Source organism: Shinella sp. (assembly GCF_052438155.1).
In the GTDB taxonomy this organism is placed as follows: domain Bacteria; phylum Pseudomonadota; class Alphaproteobacteria; order Rhizobiales; family Rhizobiaceae; genus Shinella.
This window is the reverse complement of sequence record NZ_JBQVPI010000021.1, coordinates 73196-90733: the sequence shown is the minus strand read 5'-3', so window position 1 is coordinate 90733 and position 17538 is coordinate 73196. Positions and strand designations below refer to the sequence as shown.

Here is a 17538-nt window from a genome sequence, read left to right as displayed (position 1 = left end):
GTCTTGCCATGGTCAACGTGGCCGATCGTGCCGATGTTTACGTGAGGCTTGTTGCGCTCGAACTTGCTCTTTGCCATGTCTTTATTTCCTACTGAACGAAAGTTGGGCTAACCGGCCCGTCCGGTTTGGCAGGCGTTTAAGGCTTTCGCAACGAATGCGCAAGCGTTAAATGCACGGGAAAATATGCCGGAAAGGACCCGACGCGAGCCGGATTTCCGGAATATCGTGATGACGAATCGTTTTTTCAAGGCAGGGCCTTATGACGAAACGCTGAATCTGCGTATGAAGGCAAACACCTGGAGCGGGTAGCGGGAATCGAACCCGCGTATTCAGCTTGGAAGGCTGCTGCTCTACCATTGAGCTATACCCGCGGGATCTTGATCCAGTGACAGAATGGTGGAGGGAGTTGGATTTGAACCAACGTAGGCTGAGCCAACGGATTTACAGTCCGTCCCCTTTAACCACTCGGGCATCCCTCCATATTCTGTCGGGATCAAGCGACCAGTGTCGACCGGCGGGCAGTGCCTTGTGGGCGGCGCCTTCGATCTGCGGCGTATATGACGGGCACAATTCATCCTGTCAACACGAAGCCACGCAAAAAAATTGCGAAAAACGTCATCATCCCCAGAGGGTAGCCGAAAGCGCCATTTACGATCAGCCCGCACATGCCGCGATCTCCCGGCTTTGCTTCCCCCATCCGGTTTTTGTTTTTTGCATGCCGTTTGCGCAAAAGCGCTGCACACTTTTGCGCGACATGCTTTATATGGCCGCATGAGCAAAGACGATACCGGCGGCAAGTCCGCGAAAGACACCCATTACGCCACCCTGCGCCGGGCGCACCGCGACCAGCGGCGTGAACGCGGCGAGATTCCGACACCCAAGGACGACCGCCGTCGCAAGCCGGCGGAAAGCTGGAAGGCGCCGGCGGTTGCCCCCGACCAGGTCTATCTCTACGGCCTGCACACGGTGCGCGCGGCCCTCGACAATCCCGAGCGGAAGATCATCAAGCTCTCGGTGAGCCTGAACGCTGCCCTGCGGCTGGAGCTGCCCGATTTTTCGACCCTGCCCTACCCCGTCGAAACCGTGCTTCCCTCGGATCTCGACAAGGTACTCGGCCCCGAAGCCATCCACCAGGGTGTGATGCTCGAAACGCGGCCATTGCCCGCCCGCCGATTGGAAGCGCTGAAGGACAGCCCGCTTCTGCTGGTGCTCGACCAGATAACCGACCCGCACAATGTCGGCGCCATCATGCGCTCGGCCGTCGCCTTCAACGCCGGTGCCGTCATCACGACACAGCGCCATTCGCCGACCGAATCGGGCGTGCTCGCCAAAACCGCTTCCGGTGCGCTCGAACTCATTCCCTATATCCAGGTGACCAATCTGGCCGACGCTATGGACGAACTCCACAAGCTCGGCTTCCTGACGATCGGCCTCGACTCGGAAGGCCCGGCGCCGCTCGAGGGCACGCTCTCAGGCAAACGCGTCGCGCTCGTCATGGGGGCCGAGGGCAAGGGGCTGCGCCAGAAGACGCGCTCCACCTGCAATGCGCTCGCGCGGCTCGACATGCCCGGAGCAATCAAGTCGCTCAACGTCTCGAACGCAGCGGCGATCGCGCTCTACGCCACGCACCGGCACCTGTTCGGCTGAACCGTCGGTATTGGAAACGCAAAGGCCCGCCGGCTTTCGCCGGCGGGCCTTTGCGTGTCAGGGATTTTCGCTTAGCTGGCGAGGCGCAGGTTCGCGCGGCCGGAAATGGTGCGCTCGGCTTCGGAAATCGCCTCGATCTTCGAATCGGGGCTGAGGTTCAGGCCTTCGGCGCGAACGATCTCGATATCCGTGATGCCGAGGAAGCCGAGTACGGCCTTCAGGTAGCTTTCCTGATGATCCATCACGGCAGCCGGACCGGCGCTGTAATGGCCGCCACGGGTGGAAACGATGATGACCTTCTTGCCCTTGGCGAGGCCTTCCGGACCTTCCGCAGAATAGCGGAACGTCTTGCCGGCAACGGCGATGCGGTCGATCCAGGCTTTCAACTGGCTCGGCAGGGAGAAATTGTACATCGGCACGCCGAGGATGACGGTGTCGGCAGCGAGGAATTCTTCGAGTGCGGCTGCACTTTCGGTATTATCGGCGGCGATTTGCGCATCCACATCTTCCGGCTTGGCGTTGGCGGCCATCAGATGGGCGCCGGAAAGATGTGGCAGCGGATTGGCGACGAGGTCGCGGTAGGTAACGGTGACACCGGTCTGCTCAGTCTTGATCTGCGCAACAACGGCAGCGGTCAGGCGACGGGATACGGAATGCTCTCCGAGAATGCCGGAGTCGATATGGAGGACGTTCATGGTTCAGCACCTCTGTTCGGTTTGGGTGCGAAACATATGATCCGAAAACAATCACCTGATTAGACGGTAAAAATCCAATTGACTGTTTCACCTGGGAAACAATAAATCAGAAAACCCCGGAGAGAACGCCATGCAGGACCTGAACGATCTCGCTCTTTATGCGGCCGTCGTGCGCCACAAGGGCTTTACCGCGGCGGCGAACGCCCTGTCGGTGCCGAAATCGAAGATCAGCAAGCGCATCGCCGCACTGGAGGAGCAACTCGGCGTGCGCCTCATCGAGCGCTCGACGCGAAAGCTCTCCATCACCGACATCGGCCAGTCCTTCTACGAGCGCTGCGAGGCCGTGCTCTCCGGCGTGGAAGCGGCCGAAGCGGTTGTCGCGGTCGCCAAGGCGGAACCGGCCGGCATGGTGCGCATGGCGATGCCGCCGGGCTTTGCCCCGGCCGTGTCGGATGTGCTGCCGAGTTTCATGAAGCGCTATCCGCAGGTGCGCCTTTCCATCCTCACCACCGGCCGCCCCGTCGATCTCATCGAGGAGCGAATCGACGTCGCACTGCGTGTGCGCGATGGCTACGACACCGACCAGTCGCTGATCGTGCGCCGCTTCGGCGGCACGCGACGCTATCTGGCGGCAAGCCCGGATTTCCTGGAACGCTTCGACCCGATCGACCTCGACACGATCGGCCGCGTTCCGACACTCTCCATGCAGGAAAACGATATCAGGGCAATCTGGACGCTCTACAACGCCGACGGTGCGGTGCACGACGTCGCCCATTCACCGGTGCTCATGTGCTCCGATTTCAGCGTGCTGGAGCGCGCGGCCATCGCCGGTGTCGGCCTCGGCCTCTTGCCGGACATCATCGCCGAACGCGGCTTCCGCACAGGCGTCCTGTCGCCCGTCCTACAGGACTGGAGCAGTGCAGAATCAACCGTCCACGCCGTCTTCACCGCCCGCCACGGCATGCTGCCCGCAGTACGCGCCCTCATCGACCACCTTGCCGAAAACCTGCCGCGCTCCATGCTGCGCTGCAAGGAAATCATGCCCAAAACCCCATCCGACAGCAACTGGTCGATCTGAACCACCCTTTTCGCTTTACAGCGGCGAAAAATATGCTAACTCCACGCCGAGTGCCCTTATAGCTCAGTTGGTAGAGCACCTGATTTGTAATCAGGGGGTCCCGGGTTCGAGTCCTGGTGGGGGCACCATTGCCTTTTTGGCGATTTGATTTTCCATGCATTTTCTGAATTTCCCCCAATTGGGGATATGTACTTGGGGGAAGGCTGTTCCCCCGGCGTTCAGTCGGATGCAAAATTCCCGCGACGAGATATTGTCCCTACGCATCGGCTGCACTTCAAAACGAATTTCCCCTTCCGGGAAATCCACTAAAAGCGAACATCAAATCCACACCACTACGTACGGACAACACCATCGGCCGGAGACTTGCGCCTTGCAGATTGCTCCGTCGGGCCGACTGGCCTATAGGCCTTCCAAGAGACGCAGTGCCAACGAGCACCGCATTCCCGCTTAGCAATTCGGAGGAACAGACGTGGCGCAAGACAAGCAGCCGGTTAGCAAGGTGACGGTCGAGAAGCGCATCGATGGGAAGTATTTTTTCGCGCTGACCTTCCGCGGCGTCACCTATCCCGTGAAGGGGCCGTTCGCCAATCCGATGCAGGCCGCGGCTGCGGGACAGGCGACGCTCAAAGCTCTGGAAGCACGAGCCGGCGGGCCCTCCAAGGCCTGAAATCGGCGCCCTCGCCTTCCCTGCACTGACATTGTCATATTTTTCAGATGCGCATGCCGTAAAGGCATGCGACAAAGGCCGGCTTGGGCGTGCGGTGCGCCACGGCTCGCTTGCGCAACTTTCGAAAGCGACACAGTGGTTCCTGCGTTTGGGGCTGCGTAGAAACAAACGGATTGGGTATTTCCGCGCTTCGAAGAAGAGCGGACGTCCTCCAGAAGATGCGGAACGGCAGCATGGCGCGTGACACCACCTCGTTCTCCTTCGTCGCCTCGACGGCGCCTGAAGCACAGGAAGCGCGCAACGAGCTGATGTCGATCTACGGCAATGCCGACCCGGAAGAGGCCGACGTCATCGTAGCGCTCGGCGGCGACGGGTTCATGCTGCAGACGCTGCATACGACGATGAACACCGGCAAGCGGGTTTACGGCATGAACCGCGGCTCCATCGGCTTTCTGATGAACCGGTACGACACGAAGGACCTGTCGGCCCGCGTCGAGGGCGCGGTGGAAAATGCCTTCCGGCCACTGGAAATGGTGACGGGCGATGCAAGCGGCCAGGAGCGCCGCGCGCTGGCGATCAACGAGGTCTACCTGTTCCGCCAGTCCTACCAGGCGGCAAAGCTGCGGGTGAGCGTTGATGGCCGTGTGCGGCTGGAGGAATTGATCTGCGACGGCCTGCTGCTTGCGACACCGGCTGGCTCAACGGCCTACAATCTATCCGCTCACGGCCCGATCTTGCCGTTGGAAGCGCCGTTGCTGGCTCTCACCCCCGTCAGCGCCTTCCGGCCCCGACGCTGGCGCGGCGCGCTGCTGCCGAACAAGGTGACGGTGACGATCGAGGTGCTGGAAGCGGAAAAACGGCCGGTCAATGCAGTGGCCGACAATACCGAGGTCAAATCCGTCACCTCCGTGCGCATTGCCGAATCGGCCAGCCTTTCGGCGCTCATCCTGTCAGACCCCGATCATTCCTGGTCCGACCGGATTCTTGCCGAACAATTCGATTACTGACAGTATTACCCCAGCTTCGGTACAGGAGTTTTGCCATGCATCGGCACGCACTTGCCACCGCCCTCACCTTGTTTTTCATCACCGCTGCGCCCGCCTGGGCCGAAGGCGAACCGCCCGTGGCGGAGACGGTCACCTTCGTGGTGAGCACTGGTTTCTGGGAAGAACCGGCCGACGATGCGGCGGCAGAAGGTGCTACGGCCACCAAGCCGGAGACCGCCGAAACGGCGCAGCCGACCGCGATGCGCCGCGGCTACTACAAGCTTGTCGCCGTGCGCCAGCCGGACGGCACGGCTGAGATCCACCTCCAGCAGATCGAAACGACCGCTTCCGGCCCGAAGATCGCGTCCTCGGCCGTGCTCGAAGAGTTTTCGGCGATGAAGCCCTATGTGACGGACATCCGCCCGGAAAATTCGGCGGGAATCACCACGCAACCGGGCCTGTTTGCAACGATCTACCTGAAGACCGACCCGAAGGCTGCCGAGCCGGAGAGCTGGACGGTGGTGATCGACGATCTCGGCGAGATCAGGATCGAACGCGCCACCAACTGAAAACGGGCGCCGAAGCGCCCGTTCTCGAATTCATATGATGGCGACCTCTAGTTCAGGTCATCCACGACCGCATCGGAGCCGCCGTTGACACGGTGGGCGAGTGCGGCTTCCATGAACTCGTTGAGTTCGCCGTCGAGAACATCCGACGGGGCCGTGCTTTCAACGCCGGTGCGCATGTCCTTCACCAGCTGGTAGGGCTGGAGGACGTAGGAGCGAATCTGGTGGCCCCAGCCGATATCCGACTTGGAGGCGGCTTCGGCGTTGGCGGCCTCTTCGCGCTTCTTCAGCTCGGCCTCATACATGCGGGCGCGCAGCATGTCCCACGCCTTGGCGCGGTTCTTGTGCTGCGAACGCTCCTGCTGGCAGGCAACGACGATGCCGGTCGGGATGTGCGTGATGCGCACGGCCGAGTCGGTCGTGTTGACGTGCTGGCCGCCGGCGCCCGACGAGCGATAGGTGTCGATGCGGCAGTCGCTCTCGTTGATCTCGATGTTGATCGAGTCGTCGATGACCGGATAGACCCAGACCGACGAGAACGAGGTGTGGCGGCGCGCATTGCTGTCATAGGGCGAGATGCGGACCAGGCGGTGCACGCCCGATTCGGTCTTCAGCCAGCCATAGGCATTGTGGCCCTTGACGAGCAGCGTCGCGGACTTGATGCCCGCCTCTTCGCCGTCATGGACTTCCAGGAGTTCCACCTTGTAGCCCGAACGCTCGGCCCAGCGCGTGTACATGCGCAGGAGCATGTTGGCCCAGTCCTGGCTTTCCGTGCCGCCGGCGCCGGAATGCACTTCCAGATAGGTGTCGTTGCTGTCGGCCTCGCCGGACAGCATGGCCTCGACCTGCTTGCGCGACGCCTCGGTGCGAACAGCCTTCAGGGCGTCTTCGGCATCCTTGACGATGTCAGCATCGCCCTCTTCCTCACCGAGTTCGATGAGTTCGATATTGTCCTTGAGCTGCTGCTCGATGGCGCGCACGGCATTGATGCTTTCGTCCAGCTGCTGGCGCTCGCGCATCAGCTTCTGGGCTTCCTGGGCATCGTTCCAGAGGTTGGGATCCTCTGCCTTGTTGTTCAACCAGTCCAGTCGTCTTACCGCCTGATCCCAGTCAAAGATGCCTCCTCAGCAGGCTTATGGCCTGCTTGATTTCGTCGACAATGTTCTCGATTTCCGCGCGCATATCCGCTTTCTTCGATGCTGTGTTTCGGTGGCCTCGAAATAGAGAGGGCGGGCGCGGATGTAAAGCCCCGCGCCCGCCCTCGAACTGGATCATCGGTGGATCAGAACAGACCGCCGCTGCCGCCGGTTACCGCCTGGTTCGCCTGCGGCGAGCTCTTCAGGATTTCCTCGGGGCTGGCGAATTCCTCACCGCCGATGACGGAGAAGACGTCGGCCGGACCGGTGCCGGGCTTGAAGGCTTCCATGATCGTGTCCGGATCGCCTTCGTTGGCCTGCATGCCGGTCTTGCGGTTGACGGCGATGAACTGCATGCCTTCCGGCACGATGAACTTCGTCGGCTTGGTGCCTTCCAGCGCCGCCTGCATGAACTCGTTGAAGATCGGTGCGGAAAGCGAGCCGCCGGTCGCGCCGCGGCCGAGCGGTGCCGGGCTGTCGAAGCCGATATAGAGGCCGGCGACGAGGTCGGGCGTGTAGCCGACGAACCAGGCGTCCTTCTCGTCATTCGTCGTGCCGGTCTTGCCGGCCGTCGGGCGATCGAGCTTGATCTTGCCGGCCGCGGTGCCGCGGGTGACGACGCCTTCCATCATCGAGGTGATCTGGTAGGCGGTCATCGGATCGAGGACCTGTTCGCGGTTGTCGACCAGCGTCGGCTCGTCCTGGTTTTCCCAGTCGGTGGCGTTGCAGTTCTCGCAGGTGCGCTCTTCATGGCGGAAGATCGTCTTGCCGTAGCGGTCCTGGATGCGGTCGATCAGCGAGGGCTTGATCTGCTTGCCGCCGTTGGCGAGCACGGAATAGGCCGAGACCATGCGCAGAACGGTCGTCTCGCCGGAGCCGAGCGACATGGCGAGCACCGGCAGCATCTTGTCGTAGATGCCGAAGCGCTCGGAATATTCCGCAACCAGGTTCATGCCCATGTCGTTGGCAAGCCGCACGGTCATCAGGTTGCGCGAACGCTCGATACCGAGGCGCAGCGTCGATGGACCGGCGGAGCCGCCGCCGTAGTTCTGCGGGCGCCAGACCTGGCCGCCGGCGACGATCTCGATCGGCGCGTCCATGATCACCGAGGCCGGCGTGTAGCCGTTGTCGAGGGCTGCTGCGTAGACGAAGGGCTTGAAGGACGAGCCCGGCTGGCGCATCGCCTGCGTCGCGCGGTTGAACTCCGACTGGCCATAGGAGAAACCACCGACCATGGCGAGCACGCGGCCGGTATGCGGATCCATGGCGACGAGGCCGCCCTGGACCTTCGGCGGCTGGCGCAGGCGATAGGTGCCGCCCTCGATGGGCTCGACATAGACGACGTCGCCAACATTGAAGACGCCGGCCGGCGATTTCGCGCTCTTGCGGTCACCCTTGGCCGAACGATAGGCCCACTTCATGTTCTCGGCCTCGATGCGACCGGTCACGCGCTCTTCGACGACCTTGCCTGAAGCTTCCTTGCTCGGCTGCAGCCCGATATCGGCGCCGCCATCATCGGCAGAAAGCACAACGGCGAGTTTCCATTCCGGCACGTCCGAGAAGGCTTCGATCTTGGCAAGCTCCACGCCCCAGTCACCGATCTCGATCGTCTTGATCGGGCCGTGGAAGCCGCGCCGCTCGTCATAGCTGAGCAGCCCCTTCTGGAGCGTCTTGCGCGCGGCGGCCTGGATGCGCGGATCGAGAGACGTGCGGACCGAGAGGCCGCCTTCGTAGAGCGCATTGTCGCCGTAGCGTTCGATGATCTGCCGACGAACCTCCTCGGAGAAATATTCCGAGGCAAACAGATAGGAACCGCGATGGCGCGGCGTCACGCCAAGGGGCTTGGTCTTTGCATCGGCGCCGTCGCTCTGCGTGACGTAACCGTTCTCGACCATGCGGTCGATGACCCAGTTGCGGCGCTCGATGGCGGCCTCGGCGCGGCGGAAGGGGTGATAGTTCGACGGCCCCTTCGGCAGCGCGGCAAGATAGGCTGTTTCGGCGATCGTCAGCTCGGTGACCGACTTGTCGAAATAGGTGAGTGCCGCACCGGCAATGCCGTAGGAATTCAGGCCGAAGAAAATCTCGTTCAGATAGAGTTCGAGAATGCGGTCCTTGGAATAGGCCTGCTCGATGCGGAAGGAGAGGATCGCTTCCTTGACCTTGCGGTCGATCGTCTGGTCGGACGAGAGCAGGAAGTTCTTGGCGACCTGCTGGGTGATGGTCGACGCACCCACCGGACGGCGGCCGGAACCCATGTTCTGGACGTTGACCACGATGGCGCGGAACAGACCCGTCACGTCGACGCCGGGATGCTGGTAGAAATTCTTGTCTTCGGCGGAGAGGAAGGCGGCCTTCACGCGATCCGGGATCGCCTGGATCGGCAGGTAGAGGCGGCGTTCTCGGGCATATTCGGCCATCAGCGCGCCGTTGCCGGCATGCATGCGCGTCGTCACCGGCGGCGCATAGCTGTTCAAGACCTCATAATCGGGAAGATCCTTGGTGACACTTCCGAGATAAAGCGCAACCGCGCCCGCCACACCGAGGAAGAAGACGGTGCCAATCCCGAAGAAATATCCAATCAGTCTGATCATGAGCCAGTTACCGATGCCTTATGTCTTTATAATTTCATCAGGCAGACCTGCCGCCCGGCCTTGCACCGCCGCAACGCAATCCGCTGCGGCACCTCTTCGATAGAAGACGAGTCGCCCCTATTTTCTCGCCCCCGTCTAGCGGTCGGAATGTGAGGAAAATAGGGCTTACAGCATGCATCCAGGCTTCACCACCGCACAATGGCGGCCGCTGTCACTTTTCCGGCACAGCAATATTAGCACGTTCGTTGATTGCACGTCCCATGTATCGTCTCAAAAGCTTAACCGCCATTCGCCACGACGGTCGAGCGGTACTGCTCTACAGCCTTGGCGACGAGGCCGGCCACCTTCTTCTGCCAGGCCGGATCGATCAGCAGTTGTTCGTCGTCCTTGTTCGACATGAAGCCGAGTTCGAGCAGGATCGACGGCACGTCCGGCGCGGTCAGAACACGGAAACCGGCATGGCGATGCGGGTTGTTGATCAGCATCACCTCGTCCTTGAAGGCACTGACGACGCTCTGGGCAAGGTTGATCGAGAAGGCCTGCGTCTCGCGCCTTGTCAGGTCGAGCAGGATATCGGCGACCTCGGCCGGCTCGTCGACGAAAGAAATGCCGGCGATCTGGTCGGAGAGGTTTTCACGCTCGGCAAGGCTCGCAGCGAGGCTGTCGGAGGCCTTGTCGGAAATCGTGTAGACCGTCGCGCCGCGCGTGTCCTTCTGCTTCAAGGTATCGGCGTGGATGGAGATCAAGAGGTTCGCGCCCTCGCTGCGGGCAAGCTGCACGCGCTGCGAGAGCGAAAGAAACTCGTCCTTCTGGCGCGTCAGGAAGGCGCGCGTGCCGGGCACCTTGTTGAGCGCATCGGCGAGTTGCTGGGCGAAGGCGAGCGTGACGTGCTTTTCCTCCGTCTTGGTGACACCACCGCGGGCACCATTGTCGATCCCGCCATGGCCGGCATCGACGGCGATCACGAAGGGGCCGTCCGCCTTGCTGCCCGGCAACATCACCGGCGTTTGCTCGGCGGCGGTCGGAGCGGAGGCTTCCTGCCAGCTCTGCTTTTCCATCTGGCCCTGGAATACCTGGTCGGTGACGATCGCCGCGTCGATGACCAGCCGGTAGCTCGCCGCCCCCTGCTCTTCCTGCACTTCGGCAAGGACGACGCCGACAGGGCGCGATGCCGTCAGCACGATGCGCGAGCGACCGGCGGCCATGGTGCCGTAGCGGATTTCGGAAAAGATGCCGCGTGCCTCCAGTTGCTCCGCCTTGATGCCGAAATCGGTTTCCGGCAGGTCGATCAGCACGCGGTAGGGATTGGCAACGTAGTGCACCTTGAATTCGGGCTTGCGATCGAAATCGATGATCAGCCGGGTGCGGGCATCATCACCGGCCATGCGGGCGGAAAAGGCGAGCAGCGGCGCGGCCGAAGCCGAAACGGCAAGGGCCGGCATCACGATCGCAATAGCAAGCGCGACGACGGTGACGCCGCGGAAAAAATGTTCGGTCAGGAGGCTTAGCTTTACCACTGGCAGTCCGTTCAAACGCGTGGAACCCGCGTAATAATGCGGTGCAGGACAAGCCCCATAGATGCCCCCATAGGGTTAACCAAAGCTTGCAATCCCGTGCATCCGCCGCAAAGACGCAGGCATAGTGGCAAATCGATCAAGATTATGACGCTTTTGGCTTTTCCCTTGCCATTGTGACATATCCGCCATAAAAGCAAAGTCAGGGAAAAAGCTTAGACGGGATAGAATCGCTTTGAGCAGGCAGCCACCCCTCCGGGACTTGGCGCCGAACCGGGCCTTCATCCTCCGTCATACCTCTTTCTCCCGTCCGAACAGATCGCGTAAACCGGCGGTGGCCGGAACAGTCAAGGTGGATTTCCACCAACCGCCCTTCCCCAAGGGCAATTTCATCGGACCTTTCAAGGTCTATGGCACTGGCATTCTCGTTGGACGTTGATGTTGTCACAGCGGCTTTTCTCAGAGGGTAACTGGCACCGGGACGTTCGCGTACCGACCGCCCTCCGTCCGCTTACTCCTCACCGGGGCCTAACGGGAACTTACATATTCGGCGCATCCCTCTCCTCCCCCGGCACTTCCTCTACAGGAAACAGCTCGCCGCCAGGATTGCGTGTGCGCCGAGGAGCACAATCTACATGGCAGAGAAAATGCTTATCGACGCGTCTCACGCTGAGGAGACGCGCGTCGTTGTCGTACGCGGAAACCGCATAGAAGAATTCGACTTCGAATCCGAACACAAGAAGCAGATCCGCGGCAATATCTACCTTGCCAAGGTCACACGCGTCGAACCGTCGCTTCAGGCGGCCTTCGTCGATTACGGCGGCAACCGCCACGGCTTCCTGGCCTTCGCCGAAATCCACCCGGATTATTACCAGATCCCGCTGGCCGACCGTCAGGCGCTCCTGAGAGCCGAGGCGGAAGAACACCGCCGCGACGACGAGATCGAGCAGATCGAGACCGGAACCGACCTTTCCGACGACAGCGAGCCGACGGCGGAAGCCGTTGAAACCGTCGTCGACGACGCGCCGGCGATCGAAGCTGCACCAGAGGCTGAGGCTGAGGCCGAAGTCGTCGAGGCGGTCGCCGCTCCCGCCGAAGACGTCCCGGCCGAAAAGGTGAAAAAGCCGCGCCGCACCCGCAAGGCGAAGGCAAAGACCGAGGATGCGCCGGCAGAAGAAGAGGCCGCCGCTCCCGCTGAAACCAGCGACGACGAGACGCCCGGCGGCGCGATGGCCATGGCTGTCGATACCGACGAAATTTCCGAGCCGACCGAGCGCAAGCGCGGCCGCCGTCGTCGCGATGACGACGATGATGACGATCATCACGGCGAAGAGAAGGAAGTCATCGAATCCGTCGGCGCCGAAGACGCCATGGAAGAGGTTCCGGATCGTGTGCAGCGCAAGCCGCGCAAGCAGTACCGCATCCAGGAAGTCATCAAGCGCCGCCAGATCCTGCTCGTGCAGGTCGCCAAGGAAGAACGCGGCAACAAGGGTGCTGCTCTCACCACCTATCTGTCGCTGGCCGGCCGCTACTCGGTTCTCATGCCGAACACGGCGCGCGGCGGCGGCATTTCCCGCAAGATCACCAACCTTCCGGACCGCAAGCGCCTGAAGGAAATCGCGCGTAGCCTCGAAGTTCCGCAGGGCATGGGCGTCATTCTGCGCACGGCCGGCGCGAACCGCACCAAGGTCGAAGTCAAGCGCGACTTCGAATACCTGATGCGCCTGTGGGAGAACGTCCGCACGCTGACGCTCGCCTCCACCGCGCCCTGCCTTGTCTACGAGGAAGGCTCGCTCATCAAGCGCTCGATCCGCGACCTTTATAACAAGGACATCAGCGAGATCGTCGTTGCCGGCGAGGAAGGCTACAAGGAAGCCAAGGGCTTCATGAAGATGCTGATGCCGAGCCACGCGAAGGTTGTTCAGCCTTACCGCGACGTGCATCCGATCTTTTCGCGCTCGGGCATCGAAGCCCAGCTCGACCGCATGCTGCAGCCGCAGGTGACGCTGAAGTCCGGTGGCTACATCATCATCAACCAGACCGAAGCGCTCGTCTCGATCGACGTCAACTCCGGCCGTTCGACCCGCGAGCACTCCATCGAGGATACCGCGCTCCAGACGAACCTGGAAGCCGCCGAGGAAGTGGCGCGCCAGCTTCGCCTGCGCGACCTTGCCGGCCTCGTCGTCATCGACTTCATCGACATGGAGGAGAAGCGCAACAACCGCTCCGTCGAGAAGCGCCTGAAGGACCACCTCAAGAACGACCGCGCACGCATCCAGGTCGGCCGCATCTCGCATTTCGGCCTGCTCGAAATGTCGCGCCAGCGTATCCGCGCATCCGTTCTCGAATCGACCATGCAGGTCTGCCCGCACTGCAACGGCACGGGCCATATCCGCTCGCAGTCATCGGTGGCGCTGCATGTGCTGCGCGGCATCGAGGAATATCTCCTCAAGAACACGACGCACAATATCTCGGTCCGCACGACGCCGGATATCGCGCTCTACCTCCTCAACCACAAGCGCGGCACGATCATCGATTATGAGACCCGCTTCGGCGTCCAGATCATCATCGAGGCTGACGCCCATGTCGGCGCGCAGCACTTTGCGATCGACCGTGGCGAGGCCGTCGAAAACCCGGTGAAGATCGAGCAGATCCTGCATTTCGAGCCGGAACCCGAAGACGACGACATCGTCATCGAGGATGAGATCGACGAAGAGGAAGAAGAAGAGGACGCACGTCCGGCTGCCGCGGCTGCTGCACCGGCTGCCCAGTCTTCTTCGTCAGCCGCCGCCGACGAAAACAACCGCAAGCGCAAGCGTCGCCGCCGTCGTCGTGGTCGTCGTGAAGGTGGCGAAGGCGTTGAAGGCACTGATACTGCATCCTTCGGCGGCGAGCAGGCCGGCGACGAGGATGACCTTGATGACGACGAGGCCGATGGCGAAGGCGAAGAGGCTGCGGATGCATCGCAGGCACCAGCCGAAGAAACCGCCGAGCAGCGTCGCAAGCGCCGCCGTCGCGGCAAGCGTGGCGGTCGTCGCAATCGTCCCGAGGACGGTTCGATCGAAGCCGGTGCCGAAGGCGCAGACGGTGATGATGCCGAAGGCGATTCGGATGAAGCCGATGCAGGCGAGGTAACGGCCGTCGAAGTGGACGTCGCCGAAGTGACTTTCGTTGCAGAGGAAGCACCGGTCGAGGTTGCGGCCGAAGAAGCGCCGGCCAAGCCGAAGCGGGCTCGCCGCAGCCGTGCCAAGGTTGTGGAAGAGGTCGCCGTCGATGAGGCCGCCCGCACCGAAATCGAAGCGCAGCCGGTAGCGGCTACGGTCGAAGCAGTTGCAGAGGAAGCCACGCCGGCAGAACCGGAAGTCGTGACGGCAGCAGCCGATCTCGAAGAGCCGGCCAAGCCTGCCCGCGGCAACCGCGATCTTTCCAAGATCGCCTCCGAGCCGGTGGTGAAATCCTCCACGGCGAAGGAAGCCGCGCCGGAAGACGATGCAGACAAGCCCAAGAAGGGCGGCTGGTGGCAGCGCCGCGGCTTCTTCTAAGAAGCGCTGATCTCTGAAAAATCCGAAGGCCCGGCATCGTCCGGGCCTTTTTCTTGGCTGGCCGGAAACGGGTGGCTCGCCCCTCGCCCTTCTGCGACACCCACGGTCGTCAGAAACCAGCAAGGAAGAGACCCATGACCCGCCTTACCAACAAGGTCGCCATCATCACCGGCGCAAGCTCCGGCATCGGCCGTGCCGCAGCCCTACTCTTTGCCCGGCAAGGCGCAAAGGTCGTGCTCTCCGCACGCGGGCCAGAACGGCTTGAGGCTGTCGCCGCCGAAATCCGCGCCGCAGGTGGCGTAGCGATCGCCGTGGCAGGCGATGTCAGCGAAGAGGCGCATCATCAGGCGCTGGTCGAGGCCGCCACGGCCGAGTTCGGCGGCGTCGACATCGCCTTCAACAATGCCGGCACCACCGGGCCGATTGGCCCTCTGCCCGCGCTTTCCATGGCAGACTGGCAGAGCGTCATCGACATCAACCTGACCAGCGGCTTCCTCGCAGCAAAGTATCAATTGCCCGCCATGGAGGCACGCGGCGGCGGGGCAATCGTCTTCACCTCCACCTTCGTCGGCTACACGGCGGGTTTTCCGGGACTGGCCGCGTATGCCGCATCGAAGTCCGGCCTGATCGGCCTCGTGCAGGTGCTGGCGTCAGAATACGGCCCGAAAGGCATTCGCGTGAATGCACTGCTGCCGGGCGCAACGGACACACCGATGGGACGTGACGTGGCGAACACACCGGAAGCGCGCCAGTTCATTGCAGGGCTGAATGCCTTCAAGCGGATTGCGGAGCCGGAAGAGATTGCCGAGGCGGCGCTCTTCCTTTGCTCCGATGCATCCAGCTTCACGACCGGAACGGCCATGCTTGTGGATGGTGGCGTGTCGATCAACCGGGTCTGAGAAACAGAGTCAGGTGCCTGCAGGATTGATTCCGTCTCCGGCCGCAAGGCCTTGAAACGGAATCGTTTTCACGGTCAGGCCAGCCAGCGTGCGAGGCGATCGACCGCCTCGTTCATCTCGTCGAAAGAGCCGGCATACGAGAAGCGCATGGTGTGATGGCCGTCGCGCGGATCGAAATCGATGCCGGGTGTTGCCGCAACGTCGGTCTCGGCGAGCACGCGGCGGGCAAAGGCCATGCTGTCATTGGTGAAGCGGCTGACATCGACATAGGCATAGAAGGCGCCGTCCATCGGCGAGGCGATGGAGAAGCCGAGCTCCGGCAGGCGCTTGACGAGGAAGTCACGGTTCACGCGGTAGGCGTCGCGATAGACATTCAGCTCCGCCTCGGCGCCGAGCGCCGCTTCCGCCGCGATCTGCGACAATTCCGGCGCGGAGATGTAGAGGCTCTGGGCGATGCGCTCCACCGGGCGCACCAGTGCCTCGGGCAACACCATCCAGCCGATGCGCCAGCCGGTCATGCAATAGTATTTCGAAAACGAGTTGATGATCACCGCCTCGTCGCCGAATTCCAGCGCCGTCGCCTCTTCGCCGACGAAGGTGAGGCCGTGGTAGATCTCGTCCGAAATGAAGGCGATGCCCTTGTCCCGGCAATAGGCGGAGAGCGCCGCGAGATTGGCGCGGCCGGTGACCGTACCGGTGGGGTTGGCGGGGCTGGCGAGCAGCACGCCGTCGATGCGACCGGCGGCTTCCAGCGCTTCCGGCGTCAGGGTGAAGCCGTTTTCGGCATTCACCTCGATTTCCACCGTTTCGATGCCGAGCGCCGCCAGGATGTTGCGATAGGCCGGATAGCCCGGGCGTGCGATGGCGACACGGTCTCCGGCATCAAAGAGGGCCAGGAAAGCGAGGTTGAAGCCGGCCGAGGAACCGGTCGTGATGGCGATCCGGCCAGGATCGACGGAAACGCCATGATGGTTCCGGTAGAAATCCGAAATGGCGCGGCGCAGCGACAGCAGGCCGAGGGCATCTGTATAGCCGATGCGGCCGATCTCGAGCGCCCGGCGTGCTGCCGCGCGGGCGGCTTCCGGCGCCGGGTGCACGGGCTGGCCGACGGCCATGGAGATCACCGGCCGGCCGGCGGCGCGCTGCTTCGTTGCCTCGGCGAGCACGTCCATGGCGTGAAAGGGTTCGACGGCGCCGCGCTTGGAGAGTTTCATGAGCTTCCGTTCCATTTCGAGGTCGCCGCCTGTGTGCCGCAAGATGCCGGTCTTCACAATCCTGCGAGGGCCGAAAATCCGCCGCTTTTACCCTATCGTTAGCACGCGAGCGACCATAGAGTCGTTGAAAGCGCCCGCGTCCGCATTGACGCGCGGGTGTCGCCAATGGCACTTCATCGGCGCATCATGACGAGGACAGGACAGACATGACATTCAAGACGAAGCTTGCGGCCACCATCGCTCTTACACTCGCGGTCGCAGCCCCTCTTCCGGCTCTCGCCCTCGACGATGCGCAGAAGAAGGAGATCGGCGACTTCATCAAGGAATACCTTGTCGAAAATCCCGAAATCCTGGTCGAAGTGCAGGAAGCCCTGCAGAAGAAGCAGGAAGCGCAGCAGCAGGCCAAGGCGCAAAGCGCCATTACCGACAATGAGAAGGCCATCTTCTCCTCGCCCTATGACATTGCGCTTGGCAATCCGAAGGGCGACGTCACGATCGTCGAATTCTTCGATTACAACTGCGGCTACTGCAAGCGCGCACTCTCCGACATGGATGATATCCTGAAGGAGGATAAGAACGTCCGCTTCGTGCTGAAGGAACTGCCGATCCTCGGTCCCGATTCGCTGGCCGCCCACAAGGTGAGTGCTGCCGTGCGCGATCTTTCGCCGGAGAAGTATGGTGAGTTCCACCGCACGCTGCTCGGCGGCGAAGGCCGGGCCACCGAAGAAAGCGCCATCGCGCTTGCTGCCAGCATGGGCCTTACCGAAGCGGATATCCGCAAGACCATGACCGAGAAGCCGCATGACGAGGCCGTGCGCGAAGCCTATTCGCTGGCAAACGACCTCGGCATTACCGGTACGCCGTCCTACGTGCTTGGCCAGGAGACGATCTTCGGTGCCGTCGGCGCAGACGATCTGCGCGAAAAAATCGCCAACGTGCGCGCCTGCGGCAAGGCGACCTGCTGAGAACGGCCATCTTCCTGCCACGCTGACCCTGTTCAGGC

The 17538-nt window shown here is 62.2% G+C and carries 13 protein-coding genes, 3 tRNA genes and 1 pseudogene; 9 read left to right on the top strand and 8 right to left on the bottom strand.

What is annotated here, in order from left to right:
- From ACT6VE_RS26690 to ACT6VE_RS26680, 3 genes and pseudogenes are all read right to left on the bottom strand, one after another.
- A pseudogene (locus tag ACT6VE_RS26690) lies at positions 1-77 on the bottom strand (GTP-binding protein); the annotation flags it as partial.
- 220 nt (positions 78-297) lie between these two features.
- A tRNA-Gly gene (locus tag ACT6VE_RS26685) sits at positions 298-371 on the bottom strand.
- 23 nt (positions 372-394) lie between these two features.
- Positions 395-479: transfer RNA gene (locus ACT6VE_RS26680), tRNA-Tyr, on the bottom strand.
- Positions 480-771: 292 nt separating this feature from the next.
- Here ACT6VE_RS26680 and rlmB point away from each other — a divergent pair.
- The gene (rlmB, locus tag ACT6VE_RS26675) at positions 772-1647 is read left to right on the top strand and encodes a 23S rRNA (guanosine(2251)-2'-O)-methyltransferase RlmB (RefSeq protein ID WP_444801345.1); all 876 of its coding nucleotides are present in this window, start codon (positions 772-774) and stop codon (positions 1645-1647) included.
- A 71-nt stretch (positions 1648-1718) separates the two neighbouring features.
- On the opposite strand, the gene ACT6VE_RS26670 is transcribed toward rlmB, so the two are convergent.
- A complete protein-coding gene (locus ACT6VE_RS26670; protein WP_444801344.1) occupies positions 1719-2342 on the bottom strand; it encodes an FMN-dependent NADH-azoreductase in 624 nt (207 codons plus the stop codon).
- A 130-nt stretch (positions 2343-2472) separates the two neighbouring features.
- On the opposite strand from ACT6VE_RS26670, the gene ACT6VE_RS26665 reads away from it, so the two are divergent.
- From ACT6VE_RS26665 to ACT6VE_RS26645, 5 genes are all read left to right on the top strand, one after another.
- The gene (locus tag ACT6VE_RS26665) at positions 2473-3420 is read left to right on the top strand and encodes a LysR family transcriptional regulator (protein WP_444801343.1); all 948 of its coding nucleotides are present in this window, start codon (positions 2473-2475) and stop codon (positions 3418-3420) included.
- Between the two features lie 52 nt (positions 3421-3472).
- Positions 3473-3548, top strand: a tRNA-Thr gene (locus tag ACT6VE_RS26660).
- Between the two features lie 341 nt (positions 3549-3889).
- Positions 3890-4087, top strand: coding sequence for a hypothetical protein (locus ACT6VE_RS26655; RefSeq protein ID WP_444801342.1), 198 nt, complete (start codon positions 3890-3892; stop codon positions 4085-4087).
- 233 nt (positions 4088-4320) lie between these two features.
- Positions 4321-5094, top strand: coding sequence for an NAD kinase (locus ACT6VE_RS26650; protein ID WP_444801341.1), 774 nt, complete (start codon positions 4321-4323; stop codon positions 5092-5094).
- A gap of 35 nt (positions 5095-5129) precedes the next feature.
- On the top strand, positions 5130-5642 hold the full coding sequence (locus tag ACT6VE_RS26645) for a hypothetical protein (RefSeq protein ID WP_444801340.1): 513 nt from the start codon (positions 5130-5132) through the stop codon (positions 5640-5642).
- Positions 5643-5689: 47 nt separating this feature from the next.
- Here ACT6VE_RS26645 and prfB read toward each other — a convergent pair.
- The 3 genes from prfB to ACT6VE_RS26630 all read right to left on the bottom strand — a co-directional run bounded on the left by prfB (position 5690) and on the right by ACT6VE_RS26630 (position 10808).
- Positions 5690-6821 (bottom strand): peptide chain release factor 2 gene (gene prfB, locus ACT6VE_RS26640; RefSeq protein ID WP_444801339.1). Its coding sequence is split into 2 segments (ribosomal slippage): positions 5690-6751 and positions 6753-6821, totalling 1131 coding nucleotides; the frame shifts between segments, so codons are not numbered across the junction.
- Positions 6822-6921: 100 nt separating this feature from the next.
- Positions 6922-9366 carry a penicillin-binding protein 1A gene (locus tag ACT6VE_RS26635; RefSeq protein WP_444801338.1) on the bottom strand — a complete coding sequence of 815 codons (2445 nt, stop codon included), beginning with the start codon at positions 9364-9366 and terminating at the stop codon, positions 6922-6924.
- 278 nt (positions 9367-9644) lie between these two features.
- Complete coding sequence (locus tag ACT6VE_RS26630) at positions 9645-10808, bottom strand: N-acetylmuramoyl-L-alanine amidase (protein ID WP_444801349.1); 1164 nt, start codon at positions 10806-10808, stop codon at positions 9645-9647.
- 707 nt (positions 10809-11515) lie between these two features.
- Between ACT6VE_RS26630 and ACT6VE_RS26625 the strand changes: the two genes are divergently transcribed.
- Together ACT6VE_RS26625 and ACT6VE_RS26620 are read left to right on the top strand one after the other, a co-directional pair.
- On the top strand, positions 11516-14422 hold the full coding sequence (locus tag ACT6VE_RS26625) for an Rne/Rng family ribonuclease (protein WP_444801337.1): 2907 nt from the start codon (positions 11516-11518) through the stop codon (positions 14420-14422).
- 134 nt (positions 14423-14556) lie between these two features.
- A complete protein-coding gene (locus ACT6VE_RS26620) occupies positions 14557-15321 on the top strand; it encodes an SDR family oxidoreductase (RefSeq protein WP_444801336.1) in 765 nt (254 codons plus the stop codon).
- A gap of 74 nt (positions 15322-15395) precedes the next feature.
- Here the strand turns inward: ACT6VE_RS26620 and ACT6VE_RS26615 are convergent, their stop codons facing one another.
- A complete protein-coding gene (locus ACT6VE_RS26615; RefSeq protein ID WP_444801335.1) occupies positions 15396-16550 on the bottom strand; it encodes a pyridoxal phosphate-dependent aminotransferase in 1155 nt (384 codons plus the stop codon).
- A gap of 191 nt (positions 16551-16741) precedes the next feature.
- Between ACT6VE_RS26615 and ACT6VE_RS26610 the strand changes: the two genes are divergently transcribed.
- Positions 16742-17500 carry a DsbA family protein gene (locus ACT6VE_RS26610; protein WP_444801334.1) on the top strand — a complete coding sequence of 253 codons (759 nt, stop codon included), beginning with the start codon at positions 16742-16744 and terminating at the stop codon, positions 17498-17500.
- Positions 17501-17538 lie beyond the last annotated feature (38 nt).